Source organism: Pseudonocardia sp. ICBG162 (assembly GCF_020496225.1).
Taxonomy (GTDB): domain Bacteria; phylum Actinomycetota; class Actinomycetes; order Mycobacteriales; family Pseudonocardiaceae; genus Pseudonocardia; species Pseudonocardia alni.
The window spans coordinates 1-16698 of the sequence record NZ_JAHLJD010000006.1 but is presented as its reverse complement, the minus strand read 5'-3'; the positions used below and the strand labels follow the sequence as shown (position 1 = coordinate 16698).

Annotated in this window: 15 protein-coding genes and 1 pseudogene; 2 read left to right on the top strand and 14 right to left on the bottom strand. The window is 73.0% G+C overall.

The features are described 5' to 3' along the window. On the bottom strand, nucleotides 1–425 hold a 425-nt coding region (locus KPL60_RS02650; RefSeq protein ID WP_226364781.1), incomplete at its 3' end, for an alpha/beta fold hydrolase. Nucleotides 426–769: 344 nt separating this feature from the next. On the opposite strand from KPL60_RS02650, the gene KPL60_RS02645 reads away from it, so the two are divergent. After that, complete coding sequence (locus KPL60_RS02645; protein ID WP_226364780.1) at nucleotides 770–934, top strand: hypothetical protein; 165 nt, start codon at nucleotides 770–772, stop codon at nucleotides 932–934. 20 nt (nucleotides 935–954) lie between these two features. On the opposite strand, the gene KPL60_RS02640 is transcribed toward KPL60_RS02645, so the two are convergent. The 6 genes from KPL60_RS02640 to mbhE are packed head-to-tail and all read right to left on the bottom strand — an operon-like array spanning nucleotide 955 to nucleotide 6649. Further along, a complete protein-coding gene (locus tag KPL60_RS02640; RefSeq protein WP_226364779.1) occupies nucleotides 955–1296 on the bottom strand; it encodes a monovalent cation/H(+) antiporter subunit G in 342 nt (113 codons plus the stop codon). Continuing rightward, the gene (locus KPL60_RS02635; RefSeq protein WP_226364778.1) at nucleotides 1293–1550 is read right to left on the bottom strand and encodes a monovalent cation/H+ antiporter complex subunit F; all 258 of its coding nucleotides are present in this window, start codon (nucleotides 1548–1550) and stop codon (nucleotides 1293–1295) included. The genes KPL60_RS02640 and KPL60_RS02635 overlap by 4 nt, the downstream gene beginning before the upstream one ends. After that, on the bottom strand, nucleotides 1547–1900 hold the full coding sequence (locus tag KPL60_RS02630; RefSeq protein WP_226364777.1) for a Na+/H+ antiporter subunit E: 354 nt from the start codon (nucleotides 1898–1900) through the stop codon (nucleotides 1547–1549). Before KPL60_RS02630 ends, KPL60_RS02635 begins: the two co-directional genes overlap by 4 nt. Further along, nucleotides 1897–3408, bottom strand: coding sequence for a monovalent cation/H+ antiporter subunit D family protein (locus KPL60_RS02625; protein ID WP_226364776.1), 1512 nt, complete (start codon nucleotides 3406–3408; stop codon nucleotides 1897–1899). Before KPL60_RS02625 ends, KPL60_RS02630 begins: the two co-directional genes overlap by 4 nt. Next, entirely contained in the window at nucleotides 3405–3827 is a 423-nt protein-coding gene (locus KPL60_RS02620) for a sodium:proton antiporter (protein ID WP_226364775.1), read from the bottom strand. The genes KPL60_RS02625 and KPL60_RS02620 overlap by 4 nt, the downstream gene beginning before the upstream one ends. Then, nucleotides 3824–6649: a hydrogen gas-evolving membrane-bound hydrogenase subunit E gene (gene mbhE, locus KPL60_RS02615; protein WP_226364774.1), complete on the bottom strand. Its 2826-nt coding sequence runs from the start codon at nucleotides 6647–6649 to the stop codon at nucleotides 3824–3826. Before mbhE ends, KPL60_RS02620 begins: the two co-directional genes overlap by 4 nt. Before the next feature lie 509 nt (nucleotides 6650–7158). Here mbhE and KPL60_RS02610 point away from each other — a divergent pair. Then, entirely contained in the window at nucleotides 7159–8016 is an 858-nt protein-coding gene (locus KPL60_RS02610; protein ID WP_226364773.1) for an alpha/beta fold hydrolase, read from the top strand. A gap of 6 nt (nucleotides 8017–8022) precedes the next feature. Here the strand turns inward: KPL60_RS02610 and KPL60_RS02605 are convergent, their stop codons facing one another. The 7 genes and pseudogenes from KPL60_RS02605 to KPL60_RS33450 form a co-directional block, all read right to left on the bottom strand. Next, nucleotides 8023–9498 (bottom strand): SLC13 family permease, encoded by a 1476-nt coding sequence (locus tag KPL60_RS02605; protein WP_226364772.1) that lies wholly within the window; start codon nucleotides 9496–9498, stop codon nucleotides 8023–8025. Nucleotides 9499–9916: 418 nt separating this feature from the next. Continuing rightward, nucleotides 9917–10885: a DUF3048 domain-containing protein gene (locus tag KPL60_RS02600; RefSeq protein WP_226364771.1), complete on the bottom strand. Its 969-nt coding sequence runs from the start codon at nucleotides 10883–10885 to the stop codon at nucleotides 9917–9919. A gap of 63 nt (nucleotides 10886–10948) precedes the next feature. Continuing rightward, nucleotides 10949–12412: an aldehyde dehydrogenase family protein gene (locus KPL60_RS02595; protein WP_226364770.1), complete on the bottom strand. Its 1464-nt coding sequence runs from the start codon at nucleotides 12410–12412 to the stop codon at nucleotides 10949–10951. A 47-nt stretch (nucleotides 12413–12459) separates the two neighbouring features. Beyond that, nucleotides 12460–14061, bottom strand: a complete 1602-nt coding sequence (locus KPL60_RS02590) for a thiamine pyrophosphate-binding protein (protein ID WP_226364769.1) — start codon at nucleotides 14059–14061, stop codon at nucleotides 12460–12462. Next, nucleotides 14058–14903: a malate dehydrogenase gene (locus KPL60_RS02585; RefSeq protein WP_226364768.1), complete on the bottom strand. Its 846-nt coding sequence runs from the start codon at nucleotides 14901–14903 to the stop codon at nucleotides 14058–14060. The genes KPL60_RS02590 and KPL60_RS02585 overlap by 4 nt, the downstream gene beginning before the upstream one ends. A gap of 106 nt (nucleotides 14904–15009) precedes the next feature. Beyond that, on the bottom strand, nucleotides 15010–15744 hold the full coding sequence (locus KPL60_RS33455) for a hypothetical protein (protein ID WP_255655260.1): 735 nt from the start codon (nucleotides 15742–15744) through the stop codon (nucleotides 15010–15012). Further along, a pseudogene (locus tag KPL60_RS33450) lies at nucleotides 15741–16435 on the bottom strand (hypothetical protein). Before KPL60_RS33450 ends, KPL60_RS33455 begins: the two are co-directional and overlap by 4 nt. Between the last annotated feature and the right edge of the window lie 263 nt (nucleotides 16436–16698).

Below are 16698 nucleotides of genomic sequence, written 5' to 3'. Positions count from 1 at the left end.
GAACTCGCGAAACGGATCTTCGCTGAGAATGCGTGACCGACGCCCGGAGCTGGTGGCGTGATGACCATGGCGCTGAGCAGGTCGGGCCTGTCCTTCGCGATCTGCTGACCGACCCTGCTGCCGATGTCGTAACCGCCCAGCACGACTCGGGAGAGCCCCAACTCCTCCATCAGTCCCGTGACGCTGCGGGCCTGGGCCACCAGGCTGTAGTGGTCGCCGGGGTCGCGGAGGTGCTTGTCCGAGGCGCCGAAACCGCGCAGGTCCGGCACGACGACGTCGAACTCGTCCCCCAGCCTCTCGGCGACGGACGCCATGTCCGTCCGGTCCCCAGGCCAACCATGAAGCAGGACCACCGGCGTCCGACCCACCGATCCCAGACGGTCGAAGCTCAGGGTGAACCCATCGACCCGGGCGCCCGTCGGCATGGAGAACACGCTCCTTCCAGAACGTCTGCCTGCGACCCGAGCCGCGAGCGACACACGCCTTCGCACGTCGAGCAGCCCAGCATCGAGGACCGCCTTCCGCGAACTCTAGTGGCTGGACGGACGACAACCGTCGAGATCAGGCCACTCCCGCACAACGGCAAGGCGGCTCGTCACCCGGCACCACGAGCGCCTCCGCCGCTGGAGCCGACGAGGACCGTCACCCCGGGGTCCGCCTCGCCCGTGGCACACGCTGTGGGCTCCGGGTCGACGAGGCCCCGCTCGGAAGGCGGGCACCCCGACTGCGTTCGTCGTCCGGTCATCGTGTGCCGCCGGTCGGTACGTACGTGCCGGAGGACGAGGATGAGCGCTGCCGCTTCGGCACTGACGAGGCTGACGAGGAGCTCACCGTCATAGGGTCCCGGCGGGCCGATCCACAGCCGGAGCACGGCTGCGACGAGCGCGATCAGCAGGATCGCGGCGAGGAGAACGAGCAGTCCGCCGTTGCGTGACCACCACGAGGGCCGGCTCATCAGCACGGGTCGTCTCCGGGCCGGGCCGGGCCGGCCAAGGCGGTCGACGCGGTGTCGGGGCGGAACCGGTGCCCGGTCAGGACCGCGGAGCGCGCCAGCAGAACGCCGCCGACGGCGGAGGTCACCAGCTGCAGGACGACGGCGAGCAGGACCATGAGGCCGTCGGCCACACCGGGGGAGACCAGGAACGCGCCGACGAGCACGAGGGTGATGCCGCCGCCGGTGGCGGTGGCGACGGCGGATGCCCGCATGTAGACGTCGCCGAAGCGCAGCAGCCCGACCGCGGCGAGCAGCAGGACCAGTGCGCCCGACACGGTGAGGATCTGTCCGAACACGGTCATCGGGCACCTCCGGTGAGGGCACGGGCGAAGGAGACGGTGGCGAGGAACGCGACCATGGTGGCGACCAGGACGATGTCGAACGTCGATGTACTGGCGGTCCGGACACCACCGAGAGCGATCATCGCGACGACGGCGACGGTGAGCAGCTCAGCGCCGACGACCCGGGATCCGCGGTCGGGCCCGCGCACGATGCGGATCACGGCGAGCAGGGCGACCAGACCGCAGAGGGCCAGGGCGATGTCGATGCCGATCACGTGTGCCCCTCGCTGCGGCCCAGGGCGTGCAGGAGCCGGGCCTGCAGGTCGTGCAGTGCGGTGAGTGCCATGCCGTCGTCGGCGTGGTGCATGGAGTGCACGAGCAGGACGTCCTGACCGTCGACGACGCCGAGGGTCAGGGTGCCCGGTGTCATGGTGATCAGAGCTCCGAGAGCCGCGGCCGTGGTCCGGCTGCCGCCGGTCAACGGCAGCCGGACCAGACGCGGGGTGGCCGAGGAGCCGGGAGTGAGGACGTCTCCGAGGACGTCGCGCGCGGAGCGGGCGATCTGCCCGGCGAACCAGGTCAGGAACGCCACGACGCGTAGTGGGCGGGTGAGGATGTCGGTCATGAGGTGAGTACCGCCTCCACATAGGTGTCGGTCTCGAGCAGGCCGGCGGCCGCCGTGGCCGAGAGCCCGTAGAGCAGTTCTGCGCCGAGCCCCAGACCGAGGGTGACCGCGGCCAGGACGAGGGCGGGAAGGGTGAGCCGGATACCGACGCGGGGGACGGTCGGCGCCAGGACGCCGGTGCCGCCACCGCTCCCGTCCTGGTCGTCCTCGTCGGATCGCCGGACCAGCGCGGTCCAGACCTTGATCATCGACAGGAGGGTGAGCAGGCTGACCACGATCGCCACGACGGCCGCGGCGACCTGATCCGCGTCGAGCGCGGCCAGGATGAGGGTCAGCTTGGCGACGAACCCGGAGAACGGTGGGATCCCGGCCAGGGACAGCGCGGCCAGGCCGAAGACGGCGACGAGCAGCGGGTCGCGGCGCGCGACACCGCGAATCCGGTCCAGCGCGCCGGTGCCGTGCCGCTCCTCGACCGCGCCGGCGGACAGGAACAGCGCCGCTTTCACGATCATGTGGTGCAGCAGGTAGAAGATGCCCGCGGCCAGTCCGAGCGGGGTGAACAGGGCGACGCCGAGCAGGATGTAACCGATCTGGCTGACCATGTGGAACGCCAGGATGGAGCGCATCGTGGTCTCCCCGACCGCGCCGAGCACCCCCACGAGCATCGTCGCGCTGAACACGACGACCCCCAACCACAGCCACCGGGTGTCGCCGTCGAACACGACCGCGTAGATCCGGTAGATCGCGTACACCGCGACCTTGGTGTGCAGCCCGGAGAACAGAGCGGTGACCGCGGGTGTGGTGGCGGGGTACGCGCGGGCGAGCCAGCCGTGCACGGGCACGACCGCCGCCTTCATGGCCAGTGCGGCCAGGCAGAGGCCCGCGGCGACGGCGACGGTGGTCGACTCCCGTGCCGCGCCGGCGAGTTCGCCGAGGTTGACCGTTCCGGCCGTGCCGTAGACGAGCGCGACGCCGGCGAGGAACAGGGTGGACACGAACAGGTTGAACGCCACGTAGAGCCGCGTGCCGGTGACCTGCCCCAGGGTGCCTCGCCCGGTACGGGCGAGGACGAGGAGCCCGAAGCTGGGCAGCAGCATGACCTCGATGAAGACGAACAGGTTGAACAGGTCCGCAGTGAGCAGTGCGCCGTTGACCCCACCGACCAGCGCGAGGACCAGGGGGATGAACAACCTGGCGCCGCCGACGGCGGTCATGAGTGCGAACACGGTGCACAGCAGGGCGAGCAGCGCCGTGACCGTCAGCATCAACGCGGCCAGGGTGTCGGCGACGAACGGGATCGAGATCCCGCCGGGCCAGCCGCCGACCTGCTCGGACAGCACGGTCCCGTCGGAGGTGGCGACGACCAGCGCGACGCCGGCGGCGACGTTGGCCGTGAGCGTGACGAGCAGGACGGTGTACGCCCAGCGGGCCCCGGTCCGGGCCGGAGCGGTGGCGCCGGCGGCCAGCAGCGGCAGGCCGGCGAGCAGCGGCAGCAGGGATGCGGTCATCGCGTGACCTCCGCCCGCGCCGGCGCCGCACCGTTGCCGGACGCACCGGTGTGGTCGTCGTCTGCGGCGCCGTCCCGCGTGTCGCCGTCACCGGACGGGTGAGCGGGGTCCCCGGCATCGAGGGTGGTGTCGTCGCCCGACCGGCCGGTCACGGCGAGGACGAGCATGACGACGGTGACGGCGAAGGCGATCACGATCGCGGTGAGCGCGAACGCCTGCGGGAGCGGATCCGCGGCGGACACGGCGTCGGTGCCCTCCAGCGGCTCGCCGCGACGCCGGACACCGCCCGCGGAGAACAGGACGAGGTTGACGGCATGGCCGAGCATGAGGAACCCCAGTACGGAGCGGAGGTAGCTGCGGTCGAGGAGCAGGTAGGCGGCGCCGGACACGAGGGCGCCGATCGTCAGGGCGAGCATCATCGGAGGGCCTCCTCCGGCATCGGGTCGTGCCGGTCATCGGATTCGGTGTGCTGTCCGGGTGTGGACCGGCCGGGATGTGGATGGATGCCCGGTGCGCCGGCCCCCGGGGTGCCGAGCAGGTTGAGGGCTGCGACGACGACGCCGAGCACGGCGAGGTAGACCCCGACGTCGAAGACCAGGGCGGTCGTGAGGTGCACGCCGAGAACGTCCATGTGCAGGGGCCGGAGGAAGGACCCGTCGGCCAGGCCGAGCAGACCGACGACGGCGGCCACCACGGCACCGGCCCCGGCGACGAGCAGGAACGGCAGCCGCACCCGGCCGGAGGAGTCCGACGGGGCGGCGAGGTAGGCCAGGACCAGGGCGGCGGCGCCGAGCAGGGCACCGATGAAACCCCCGCCGGGGGCGTTGTGCCCACGCAGGAGGACGAGTACGGAGGCGACCAGGAGCACGGGCACCAGCACCTTCGCCGCAGCCGCGAGGAACACCGCGTTCGCCTCCGGATCACGTACCGGCGCAGCGGTGGCGACGCCCTCGGCCTCGCGGACCGGCTGCGGACGGCGTGCGTCGAGCAGGACGGCGACGACGAGTGCGGCCAGCACCAGCACGACGAGTTCGCCGAAGGTGTCCAGGGCGCGGAAGTCGACCAGGATCGTGTTGACCACGTTGGTGCCACCGGTCCGGTCCTCGGCCTCGGCCAGGAACCACTCCGCTGCCGGCGACGGGGCACGCCACCCGGTCAGCGCGAGGGTGGCGAGTGTCGCGGCGCCCCCCGCCCCTGCTGCCAGCACGATCCGCAGGGCCCGCCGTGCCCGCCCGCGGTGTGCGCTGCGGGCGGCGAAGGGCGCGGGCAGGCGACGCAGCACCAGCACGATCACGGCCACGGTCAGCACCTCGACCAGCAGCTGGGTCAGCGCGACGTCGGCGGCACCGAGCTCGTAGAACCACATGGCGACCGCGAAGCCGATCACCCCGGACGCGACGACGGCGGCGAGGCGGGTGCGGGCCGCGAGGACCGCGACGATCCCACCCGCGGTGAGCAGGAGCAGGAACACGTCCCACGGACGCGACGTGCCCGGCGCTGCAGCGAGTCCGCCGGTCTGCGCCGCGACAGCCCCGCCGCCGCCGGCCGCAACCAGCAGGAGGGGGACGAGCAGGTGCCGGGCAGGGGCGTCACCACGGTAGGGGCGGCCGGTGGCCCGGCCCAGGTCGACGACACCGCTGCGCAGCCGCTCCACGACCGCCACGCCGGTGACCGGGAACAGCGCCCGGTCCAGTGCCCGGTCCACCCACCGGTGAGCGACGGCCACCACTGTCCCCAGGGCGATGGCGATCGCCGAGACCACCAGCGCCGGGGTGACGCCGTGCCACACGGAGATGACCGGGACCGCCGCCGGGGCCACCCCGAGAGCCGCTGCCGCCGACGACCGCAGCGGGCCGTCGAGCAGCGAGACCGCCGGCCCGAGCAGGGCACCGGCGAGCGCGGTGACGGTGACCGCCCCGGCCATCGTCCGTGCACCGCCGGGGGGACCGAGCGCGGTCGTCGACCCGAACAACACGGGGAACACCATCCGTGCGCTGTAGGCGACGGTCAGCACCGCGGCGGCGCCGAGCCCGACGGCAGCGAGCAGTGCCGCGCCCCCGTCCCCGGACAGGGCGGCGTCGAGGACGTACTCCTTGGACACGAAGCCCAGCGTCACCGGTACGCCCGCCATGCTCAGGGCGATCAGGGCGATCATCGTGGCGGTCCAGGGCATCGACCGGAACAGGCCGCGCAACTCACGCAGGTCGCGGGTCCCGGCACGGCGCTCCACCAGACCCACGGTCATGAAGCCGGCGGACTTGAACAGGGCGTGCGCGACGACGTGGGCGCTGGCGGCCAGCAGCGCGGTCGCGGTCCCGACGCCGATGACGGCCACGAGCAGACCGAGCTGGCTGATCGTGGAGTACGCGAGCATCTCCTTGAGATCGCTCCGCTGCAACGCGAACACGCCGCCCAGCAGCGCCGTCACCACGCCGACCGTGACCAGCAGCCATGGCCACAGCGGCGACGACGACGCCGCGCCGGCGAAGCGCATCAGCAGGTAGATGCCGGCCTTGACCATCGCCGCCGCGTGCAGGTAGGCGCTGACGGGTGCCGGGGCGACCATGGCGTCGGGCAGCCACGAGTGGAACGGGAACTGCGCCGCCTTGGTCATCGCGGCCACGGCGACCAGGACGGCGACGACACCGGCGAACACCGGATCCTGCGTCCAGGCCGGGTCGGCGAGCGCGGCCGACAGCTGCGTGGTCCCGGTCCGCACCACGATCGCGCACACCGCACCCAGCAGCGCCAGGCCGCCGGCGACGGTCACCAGCAACGTCCGTGCCGCCGGTGCTCGCCCCGCAGATCCCACCCGCAGGATCAGCAGATAGGAGCAGAGGGTGGTGATCTCCCACGCCACGAACAGCACGACCAGGTCGTCGGCGAGGACCAGGGTCAGCATCGCCGCGGCGAACGCGGTCATCAGCGCGAAGAAGCCGCCCGCCCGCTCCTCGGTGACATAGGAGGTCGAGTACGCCAGCACCACCGCGCCGACTCCGAGGACGAGCAGGGCGAACAGCCAGCCGAGCCCGTCCACCCGCAGCCGCAGCGCGATCTCCAGCGAGGGGATCCACGGCACCGCCTCGGTGCGCGTGCCGGGTCCGCGGGCGGCGACGACGGAGGTCAGAGCCGTGAGCACCACGACGGCGAGCCATCCGCCGCGCGCCCCGACCCGGTTCGCGAGTACCGCGACCGAGGGAACGAGCAGCCACAGGGCCGCCAGAACACAGAACAACGACATCGGAGAAAGAGCTCCTCGCGCGAATTTCGGGCACAAGTATCAGACGAAACCCGAAATGGGAATCGCCGACGTGTCGAAACATTGCAACCCGCGCACCGCGATGCTGCGCATGCGGTCAGGTCGCGGCAACATGCCGCCTGTCGGTGCGGAGTCGCGAGCTCAGGCGTCGGGAGCGACGCCGGCGAGGATGGCTCCCCACGACGAGGGATGACCATTGGTGCCCGGATGCGGCACGAGCCACTGCAGGGCCCGGTTGGCGCATCGAGTAATCACGCCCAGAGAATACGCGATTCTTGCGGCTGTCGTCGCGCGGGACGGATGCGATCCACGCCACCGTTCTCGCTGCATGGCGAAAAAATTGCGGCGACGATCCGTGAGCACTGTCTTTGCGCGATCTTTACGGGCCCCTCGTTCACCCACGCGACTCGACGTGCCTACGGTGGCCTCGGTGTGCCGGGAAGCCTGGTCGGCGAGCAGAACACGCACGCTCGACGAAGGGCAGCCCCGCGATGGACATCTACCGCTCCGAACCCGGCCGTGCCCTGCTGCGCGACTGGAGCAGCCTGCAGATCAGCCGGCTGCTGCCCGACGCGCGTTGCCGGTGGATCGACACCCCCTTGGGGGCGACCCACCTCACGACCGTCGGCTCCGGGCCGGCCGTGGTGCTCCTGCCCGGTACGACCTTCGGCGTCGCAGCATCGGCGTACGTCGTGCGGGCTCTGGCCGCCGACCACCGGGTCACGGCCGTGGACGTCCCCGGACAGCCCGGACTCAGCCACGGCGAGAGGCCCGCCGACGATCTCGTCGGCCGGTACCGCGCCTGGATCGACGAGGTGCTGGCCGCGGTCGGGACCGAGCCGGCGACGATCGTCGGTGAGTCCCTCGGCGCTGCTGTCGCGCTCTGCGCCGGCCCCGGCCCGGCGGTCGCCGGGCTCCTCCTCGTCGCCCCGGCCGGTCTCGTGCCCGCGCGGGTGACCGCGAGTCTGCGCCCGGCCCTGCCCTGGCTGTGGCATCCCACGGAGGCCCGCACCGAGCGGGTGCTGTCCTTCCTCTCCGGCGGTGCACCGCTGCCCGACCGGCGCCACCTCGTCGAGTGGATGACGCTGGTCCCCGAGCACGCCCGCAGCTCGCTGGCGCCGGCCCCCCTGCCCAACGCGGTCCTCACCGCCTGGCGCGACACCCCGTGCGTCGTCCTGGCCGGCCGCCGCGCCCCGATCTTCCCGGCGGAGGAGCTGACCCGCCCCGCCCGGATGCTGCTCGGGGCCCGCGTCGAGTTCGTCGCCGACGCGGGGCACCTGCTCGCCCACTCCCACCCCGACGCCGTCCGTCGCGGGATCACCGCGCCGGCCGGCCCCGGGGCGGGGTGAGGCGACTCAGAACTGCAGGCCCAGCGCCCACCCGCCGAGCAGGAACGCGAACCCGGTGATCAGCAGGACGCCGACCACGTTGAGCAGCAGCCCGCCGCGGGCCATCTGACCGATGGTGACCACGCCGGACCCGAAGACGATGGCGTTGGGCGGGGTGCCGACCGGCAGCATGAACGCGCAGGTCGCGGCCAGCGCCGCCGGGATGAGCAGCGTCATCGAGTCGGCGCCGATGCCGATCGCGACCCCGCCGAGCACCGGGATGAACGTCGCCGCCGTCGCGGTGTTGCTGGTGACCTCGGTCAGGAACAGCACGATCGTCACCACCGCGGCGACCAGCAGCAGCACCGGCAGCACGCCGAGGCCCGCGACGCTCGTACCGATGAACTCGTCGAGCCCGCTGGAGGCCACCGCCCCGGCCAGGGCGAGCCCGCCCCCGAACAGCAGCAGGACGCCCCAGGGCAGGCCCGCCTGGGCGTCGGGCCAGGCCAGCAGCATCCGGTATCCGCCACCCCGCCGGCCGGTCGCGGCCTCGTCGGGCGGGGTGGTCGCCGACGGCAGGAAGAACAGCGCGATGCCCGCTGCGATCGCGATCGCGGTGTCGTTGAGCCCGCCGAGCCACGGCAGCGCGGCGTCGACGGCGTCGAACTCGGTGAGCAGGCCCGGCACGATCCACAGGAACGCCGCGGAGGCGAACACCGCGAGTACGCGCTTCTCGGCCGTGCTGGCCGGGCCCATCTCGCGCAGCTGCTCGTCGATCATCTCCCGGCCGCCGGGGATCTCGGTCAGTGTGGTCCGGAACAGCACCCGGGTGATCAGCAACCACGCGACGGTCACGAACACCACGACGATCGGGACCCCGAGCTGCATCCAGCCGACGAAGCTGATGTCGCGGTCGAGCTCGTCCTGGACGTAGCCGGCGACGATGGCGTTCGGCGGGCTGCCCAGCAGCGTTCCGAGTCCGCCGATGGACGAGGCCCACGCCACGGAGAGGACCAGTCCGATGCCGAACGAGCGCACCGCCGGGTCGCGGATGGTCTCACTGAGCGGGGCGCCGCGACGGACCTCGTCGCCGCCGCCCCCGGCACGCTCGGCGACCAGCGCCAGGACCGACAGCGCGATCGGCAGCATCATCAGTGTGGTCGCGGTGTTGGACACCCACATCGACAGGAACGCCGTCGCCACCATCATGCCGAGCACGATCCGGGTCGGTGTGGTGCCCACTGTCCGCAGCGTCAGCAGCGCGATCCGCCGGTGCAGGTGCCACTTCTGCATGGCGATCGCGATGAGGAACCCGCCCAGGAACAGGAAGACGATCGGGTCCCCGACCGACACCACCCCGAACGCGGGGAACAACACCACCGGCAGCAGCGCGGTCGCCGACAGCGGAATGGCCTCGGTGACCCACCACGTCGCCATCAGGACACCGATCGCCGCGACCATCCGCGCCTCGGCGGGCAGGTCCTGCGCCGCCCCGAGCAGCAATTACGTCAGCAGGGCGAGAGCCACGCCGAGCAGACGCAGCGACCACGTCGCCCGCGGGGTTCTGCCGTCGGCCGCGGTCGCCGCTCCCGGAGCCGGCGGATCCGCCGTGGCCGTACCGGGCTCGGGACCGCTGTCGTTCGTCGTCATCGTCGGAACCCCCGTCGTACGGCCGCTGTGCTGCGTCGCGGACCGTACCCGAATTACCCCCATTCGGGTCGTTTGTTCTCGTTCGAACGCACGACCGAACGACCGAACGACCGGAGGAACGGCACGGGCTAGACGGCGTGGTACGACGGGACGGCCACGACGCGGGTCACCCGGGCGGCGTCCAGCGGGAATCCCTGCGATCGACGATGCCGTCACGGCACCTGCGCCCTGCGACCGTGGAACGACGCCGCACGATGCCCGACCGGACCGCCTACGCGACGAGCAGTACCCAGGTCCGCCCCGGGTGCAGGGGCACCTCACGGCCGTCGGGCGCGGTCAGACGGGTGGGGTCGCCCACGGCGGGGCGGGACCACCGGGCGGGGAACGAACGGCCGTCACGCAGGACCTCGGCATCGCCCGCACCGACGGTGAGCGCGATCGGGGAGGCCGAGCCGGCGCTGTCCCGGACGGAGGACTCGACGACCCCGACCCGTTGCACGACGACCGTGTCCGCCCGCACCGGCCGCCGGTCCGGACCGGCCACGGCGAGCTCGCCGCCGGTCGCGATCGTCCAGGCGTCGTCGGGCGCGCTCCAGGTGACGGTGACGGCGGTGGAACCCACCCGGACGGTGCGCTCCGGGGCGGGGGCACCCCCGTCCGGCGCCGGCCCGAAGCGCAGGCCGATGTCCTGGACCGGCCCCGCCTCCGGTACCCGGCCGCCGAGGTCCGCCAGGTCCACGTAGACGTTCACCGGCGCCGGTCGCCGCTCGTCACGCCGGAACGCCGCCGGGAACCCACGGGGCACGACCGGGACCAGCGGCGCGGCGACGAGCCGGTCCAGGACCGGCGGCGCGGCGCCGGAGAAGACGAGGGCCGGGCGGCCGTAGGCGCCGAGCACGCCGATGTCGGTCTCCCGGGCACTGCGCACCGGCCCCACCGAGCCCGGCAGCTGCGAGGCGAACACCGCGAGCAGCCGGGTGAGGCCGCCCTCGACCGGCTCGACGTAGACGACGTCGGCGAACTCGACGCCGTCCCACGGGCGCGCCTTCGCGGTGTTGTCGACCTTCACGGCGAACACTCTCGCTCCGGGCTCGGAGGGCAGCCCGGTCAGCGGTGACAGGAGCGGTGCCGGCGGCGCCGGAGCGGTCGCCGGTGGCGGCACCGGCACGGACGGAGCGCATCCGACGGCGCCCACCAGCACCAGCCCGACGAGGGCTCTCACCGCCGGGTTCCCACGCACCGGCGCACCGTACTCCGCCCCATCGTGCGTCCTCCGGCTACCCGGCCGAGCGCGAGCCGGTCCTCAGAACGGGTACTGCGGCAGGTCACCGCGGACCGTGACCCACTGGGTCTCGGTGAACGCCTCGATGTTGGCCTCGGCGCCGCCGTGGCGCGATCCGTTGCCCGAGTCCCCGACCCCGCCGAAGGGGGCGACCGCCTCGTCGTTGACCGTCTGGTCGTTGATGTGGACCAGTCCGGACGGGACCCGGTCGGCCAGCGCGAGGCCCTTCATCACGTCCCGGGTCAGGATCCCCAGCGAGAGGCCGTACCCGGTCCCCGCCGCCAGCCGGACGGCCTCGTCGAGGTCGTCGAAGGGGACGACGGGCGCGACCGGCCCGAAGATCTCGTCCGCGTAGGCGGGCGCGGTCAGGGGCACGTCGCCGAGCACGGTGGGGCGGTAGAACAGGTCCTCGTAGCTGCCGCCCGCGAGCACCCGTGCCCCGGCCGACACACTGCCGGTGACGATCTCGTGCACCCGGTCGCGCTGGCCCGCGTCGATCAGCGGGCCGATGGCGACCGCGTCCGAGGCGGGGTCGCCGACGGGAAGCTTCTCGGCCCGTTCCGCCAGCAGCGCCGCGTAGTCCGCCGCGATGCCGGACGCCACCAGATGACGGCTGGACGCCATGCAGATCTGGCCGGCGTGGTTGAACGAGCCGAACGCCCCGACCGAGGTGGCCCGGTCCAGGTCGACGTCGTCGAGTACGACCAGGGCGGAGTTGCCGCCGAGCTCGAGGTGCACCCGCTTGAGCCGGTCCGCCGCGGCCCTGGCGATGGCCTGCCCGGCCCGGGTCGAGCCGGTGAAGGCGATGACCGGGACCTCCGGGTCGTCGACCAGCGCCGCACCGACGTCCGCTCCGCCCGGCAGCACGTGCAGCAGCCCGGGGGGCAGCCCCGCCTCCTCGAACACCCGCGCGAACACGACTCCGCCGCTGACGGCGGTGCGGGGGTCCGGCTTGAGGACCACCGCGTTGCCCAGGGCGAGCGCCGGCGCGATGGCCCGGATCGCCAGGATGATGGGGGCGTTGAACGGCGCGATGACGCCGACGACCCCGACCGGGCGTCGCCGCTCCATCGACAGTCGCGGCTGGGTCGACCGCAGGAGCCTGCCGTAGGGGTGAGCGGCCAGTGCGGCCGCCTCGCGGCACTCCTCGGCGGCGACGGCCCGCGTCTGGAAGTCGGCGAACGGGCGGATCGCCCCGGACTCGCGGATGAGCCAGTCGTGGATCTCGTCCTCGTGCTCGACGAACAGCTCCGCCGCCCGCCGCAGCACCACGGCACGGGCGTCGTAGGGCTGCGCGGCCCACTCCCGCTGGGCCGCGCCGGCCGTCCGCGCCGCCGTGCGGACGTCCGCGGCGGATGCCGCGCCCACCTCGGCCAGGGTCGCGCCGGTGGCCGGCTCGACGGCCGGGTAGGTCCCCGCCCCACCGTCGATCCACCCCGCGGAGTAGATCTGTCCCTGCCAGCGGCTGGTCTCCAGGAAGCGCATGCTGTCACCTCGGTCGTGGTCGTCCGGCGGAACCGGGGCGGGGCGGTTCACGGTGCGACGGCGACGTCGAGCACCAGGGGGGTCGTGCGTCGCTCCAGGGTCGGCACGATCTCGTCGAGCACCTCGAGCAGGCCGGCGTGGTCGACCACCCGGTGTGACTCGCAGCCGAGCGAGGTCCCCAGCCCGCTGATGCTGATCTCCTCGAACGCCGGCCACGGGGCCGTGCCCGGGGTGCCGGTGGCCGAGCCGCGCCCCCCGGCGAGCCGGTCCATGATCGCGTAGCGGCCGTTGGACAACACGATCACGAGCACTCCGACGTCGTAGTGGGCTGCGCTCCACAGGGACTGGATCCCGTACAGCGAGGAGCCGTCGCCGACCAGCGCCACGACGGGCCGCTGCGGGGAACCCATGCGCACCCCCACCGCGGCCGGCAGGCCGAAGCCCAGCCCGCCCATGGCCGCGCTGAGGAACCCCAGCGGCGCTCGTGCCGGCACGAGCTCGTGCAGCAGCGCCCGGCTCGACGGGGTCTCCTCGACCACGACGGCCTGCTGCGGCAGCCGTTCTGCGAGCGCGGCGAACACGTGCTCGGGCCGCAGGGGCGCACCGGCGGCGGGCGGCTCGACCACCCGCGCGCGGTGGACGGCCGACGGTGCGGCGTCGCGGGCCGGGACGCGCCGGGCGAGCTCGGCGCACACGGCCGCGGGCGACGCGACCACAGCCAGGTCGGCAGGGCTGCGGAGCGCCTCGTCCGGGTCGTCGGTGATCACGACGACCCGGGTGTCGCCCTCGACGAGTGGACCGTCCTCGTAGGGGTACTGCCGGAACGCCGCCGCGCCCACCACCAGCACCAGGTCGTGCCCCTCCAGGGAGGAGCGCACTCCGGCCCGCCCGGCCGGCAGGTGCCCGGCGAAGCGGGGGTGGTCCCGGGGAAAGCCCGCCCGCGCCCCGAACGGCTCCTGCCACGCGGGCATCGCGAGCCGGTCGGCCAGCGCCGTCAGCGCCGCCCACGTCCGTTCGTCGTCGGCACCTGCCCCGGCGACCAGCGCCGGCGAACGCGACCCGGCGATCAGCTCGGCGATCGCGTCGCACGCAGCCGGGTCGGCCGCGGCCGGCCGCAGCGACCGCACCGGGGCGGCCCCGGCGGCGCCGTCGTGCTCGGCGTCCCAGTCGTCCATCGGCACGATCACCACCGCGGGGCCGCGATGCAGGTCCGCCTCGTGCCAGGCCCGTGCCAGGGCCCCCGGCACGTCCTGGGCACGGCCGGGCTCGTCCACCCACACCGCATGGGGGCGGACGAGCTCGTCGAGGCGCCGTCCGGTGAGAAAGGGTTCGAACGCGAGGTGGCGACGGTCCTGCTGTCCGACCACCACCACCATCGGCGCCCGGTTGACCCGCGCGGTCGCCAGCGCTCCGACCGCGTTGCCGAGGCCTGCCGTGGTGTGCAGGATCGCCACGGCAGGGCGGTGTCGCGCGAGCGCCCACCCGGTCGCCATGCCCACCACCGAGCCCTCGTGCAGCGTGAGCACGAACTCCAGGTCGCCGGGTAGGTCGGTGAGCAAGGAGATCTCGGTCGAGCCCGGGTTGGCGAACAGTGTCGTCGCGCCCTGGCGGCGCAGCACGGCCAGCGCTGCGTCACGGACGGTCGTCATCGCGCGGTCCTCCCGGTACCGGCGGTGGCCGCCGCGCCGGTGGTGTCGTCGATGCTCGCCGCGGCGGTGCGGACCCGTTCGGCGCCGTGCAGCAGGGCTGCCCGCTCCTCGTCGGAGAGGTCCCACTCGAGGATCTCCTCGATCCCGCCCGGGCCGAGCCGCGTCGGCACCCCGACCCCGACCCCGTCGATCCCGTACTGGCCGCCGAGGACCACCGCGGCGGGCCACGCCTCGCTTGATCCGGTCGCGATGGCGTCGACCATGGCGGCCGCGCCCGCACCGGTGCTCCAGGTGGAGGTGCGCCCGGAGTCGAGCGCCACGTGCCGCGTGTACCAGGTGGTCATGTACTCGTCCACGACCCCGCGCTGGGCGTCGGTCAGGACCACCGGCTCTCCGTGCAGCCGCACCCGGCTGTAGAGCGGGACCTGCGCCTCACCGTGCTCCCCGATCACCCATGCCTCGACGTCCTGGGGCCGGGCCCCGAGCGCCCGGGCGACGCCCGTCCGCATCCGGAACCCGTCGTTGAGGGTGTAGCCGACGAGTCGCCGCGGATCCAGCGCGGTCCGCCACTGCAGGCGCGTGAGCAGGGCGTCGACCGGGTTGGTCAGGACCACCAGGATCCCACCCCAGCCGGCCGCGACGAGCGGGTCCACGATGCCGTCGAGGATTGCGGCGTTCTCGGCGAGGAAGACCGACCGCGACGAGTTGAGCCGCAGCGGGACGGCGGCGCTCAGGACCACCACGTCGGCGTCGAGCGCATCGCCCGGTTCGCCCCCGCGGACCGAGCGGGCCCCGCCCAGGGCGAGCACGTCCTGCAGGTCCATGACGTGGCTGACGATCATGTTGGGCGGGAGTCGACCAGTACGACGTCGTAGGGGGTGTCCGTGCGCAGGAGGTTGAACGCGACCGACGCGCCGATGCCGCCGGCGCCGCCGAAGATGACGACCTTCATGTGTTGTTCTCCGTCTTCTGAGGGGCCGAGCGGTCCGCTCGGCGGGGGAAGGCCGCAGCGCGGACCTCGTCGTAGGGACGTCCCGCGACGCCGGGCCGGGAGCGTCCGACGGCGCTGCCGATCACGGCGAGCAGGAACGCCGCGGGGACCGAGACCAGCGCGGGGATGGACAGGGGGAAGATCGCGTTGTCGGCGCCGAGGACGTCCGGTCCGAGTGCCACGAGCACCAGGGAGATCAGCAGACCGCCGATGATGGCCACCTCGGCGCCCAGCCGGTTGAACCCGCGCCAGTAGATGCTGAGCACCAGGACCGGCGTGAGCGTGCTGGCGGCGATGGCGAACGCGACGTTGGCGAGGAACGCGATGTTGAGGTTCCGCGCACCCAACGCGAGCAGGATCGCCACCACGGCGAGCGCCACGCCGGCCGCGCGACCCGTGAACAGCTGCTGCTTCGCGCTGACCTCACCGCGCTTGATCACATTGGTGTAGAGGTCGTGCGCCGCGGCCCCGGACGCCGCGATGGCGATGCCGCTGAGCACCGCGAGGATCGTCGCGATGACGACACCCGCCAGCACCGCGAACAGCAGGTTGCCGCCCAGCACCTCCGCCAGCCGCGCGACGGCGAGGTTGCCGCCGGGGCTGTCGGCGACGATCTGCTCCCGTCCGACGATGTCGAGCGCGGCGTAGCCGAAGACCGGCAGCAGCAGGAAGAACACCGAGAAGATGATCATTCCGTAGAAGTCCGACGTCCGCGCCGCCCGCCCGTCCCGGTGGTGAGGAAGCGCAGCATCACGTGCGGCAGCCCCATGATGCCCAGGCAGGGTCCGATCATCAGGGACACGTTGTTCAAGGAGCTCGTCAGCGGGAGCGGGTGGGCGCTCACCACGTCGGTGCCGAACCGCTCGGCGGCGACCCGGAGCGGTCCCAGCGGGTTCCAGTCGTAGTGGGCGACGACGAACAGCAGCAGGATGGCGACGGTGGCCAGCAGCAGGACGGTCTTGAAGATCTGGATGTAGGTCGCGGCGACCATCCCACCCATCACCATGTACACCGTCATGAGCACGGCGAGCAGGACCACCGCCAGCTCGTAGGGCACCCCGATCAGCAGCTGCGCCAGCACGCCGGCCCCGACGAACTGGATGGTCATGTAGATGACGCTGGTGACCAGCGTCGTCGTGGCGATCCCTCCGCGCAGCAGCCGGCCCTCGAACCGGTAGGCGACCACGTCGGCCAGGGTGAAGCGACCCAGTTGCGCAACGGGACGGCCACCACGAGCAGGACGAGCAGGAACGCGGTCGGGATGCCGATCGCGAGGTAGAAACCCGCGAACCCGGTGAGTGCGACCGCTCCGGTGATGCCCAGCAGGGCCGCCGACGAGATCTGCTCGCCGGCCAGCGCCAGTCCGTTGCCCAGCCCGGACACCCGACGGCCGGCGACGTAGTGGTCGCCGGCGTCCGCCGTGCGGCGAGCCGCCAGGAACGCGAGGACCAGGGTGGCGGCGATGATGGATCCGGCGACGACGATCGACAGGGACGGGTGGGGACGTCACGGGTCGTCTCCCCGTCGGTCTCCGGCGCGGTTCTGGCGCGGACGTACAGCCCGGCCGCGGCCACGACGAGGACGAAGTCGAGGAAGCCGATCAGTAGCCGATCCCGACCCCCCGACGGTGCCGGCGAAGAGCGGCG

Coding starts and splice junctions, on each gene's coding strand:
- KPL60_RS02640 (WP_226364779.1), bottom strand. CDS start 1,296: ATGACCGTGTTCGGACAGATCCTCACCGTGTCGGGCGCACTGGTCCTG.
- KPL60_RS02630 (WP_226364777.1), bottom strand. CDS start 1,900: ATGACCGACATCCTCACCCGCCCACTACGCGTCGTGGCGTTCCTGACC.
- KPL60_RS02625 (WP_226364776.1), bottom strand. CDS start 3,408: ATGACCGCATCCCTGCTGCCGCTGCTCGCCGGCCTGCCGCTGCTGGCC.
- KPL60_RS02620 (WP_226364775.1), bottom strand. CDS start 3,827: ATGATGCTCGCCCTGACGATCGGCGCCCTCGTGTCCGGCGCCGCCTAC.
- mbhE (WP_226364774.1), bottom strand. CDS start 6,649: ATGTCGTTGTTCTGTGTTCTGGCGGCCCTGTGGCTGCTCGTTCCCTCG.
- KPL60_RS02610 (WP_226364773.1), top strand. CDS start 7,159: ATGGACATCTACCGCTCCGAACCCGGCCGTGCCCTGCTGCGCGACTGG.
- KPL60_RS02595 (WP_226364770.1), bottom strand. CDS start 12,412: ATGCGCTTCCTGGAGACCAGCCGCTGGCAGGGACAGATCTACTCCGCG.
- KPL60_RS02590 (WP_226364769.1), bottom strand. CDS start 14,061: ATGACGACCGTCCGTGACGCAGCGCTGGCCGTGCTGCGCCGCCAGGGC.
- KPL60_RS02585 (WP_226364768.1), bottom strand. CDS start 14,903: ATGATCGTCAGCCACGTCATGGACCTGCAGGACGTGCTCGCCCTGGGC.
- KPL60_RS33455 (WP_255655260.1), bottom strand. CDS start 15,744: ATGATCATCTTCTCGGTGTTCTTCCTGCTGCTGCCGGTCTTCGGCTAC.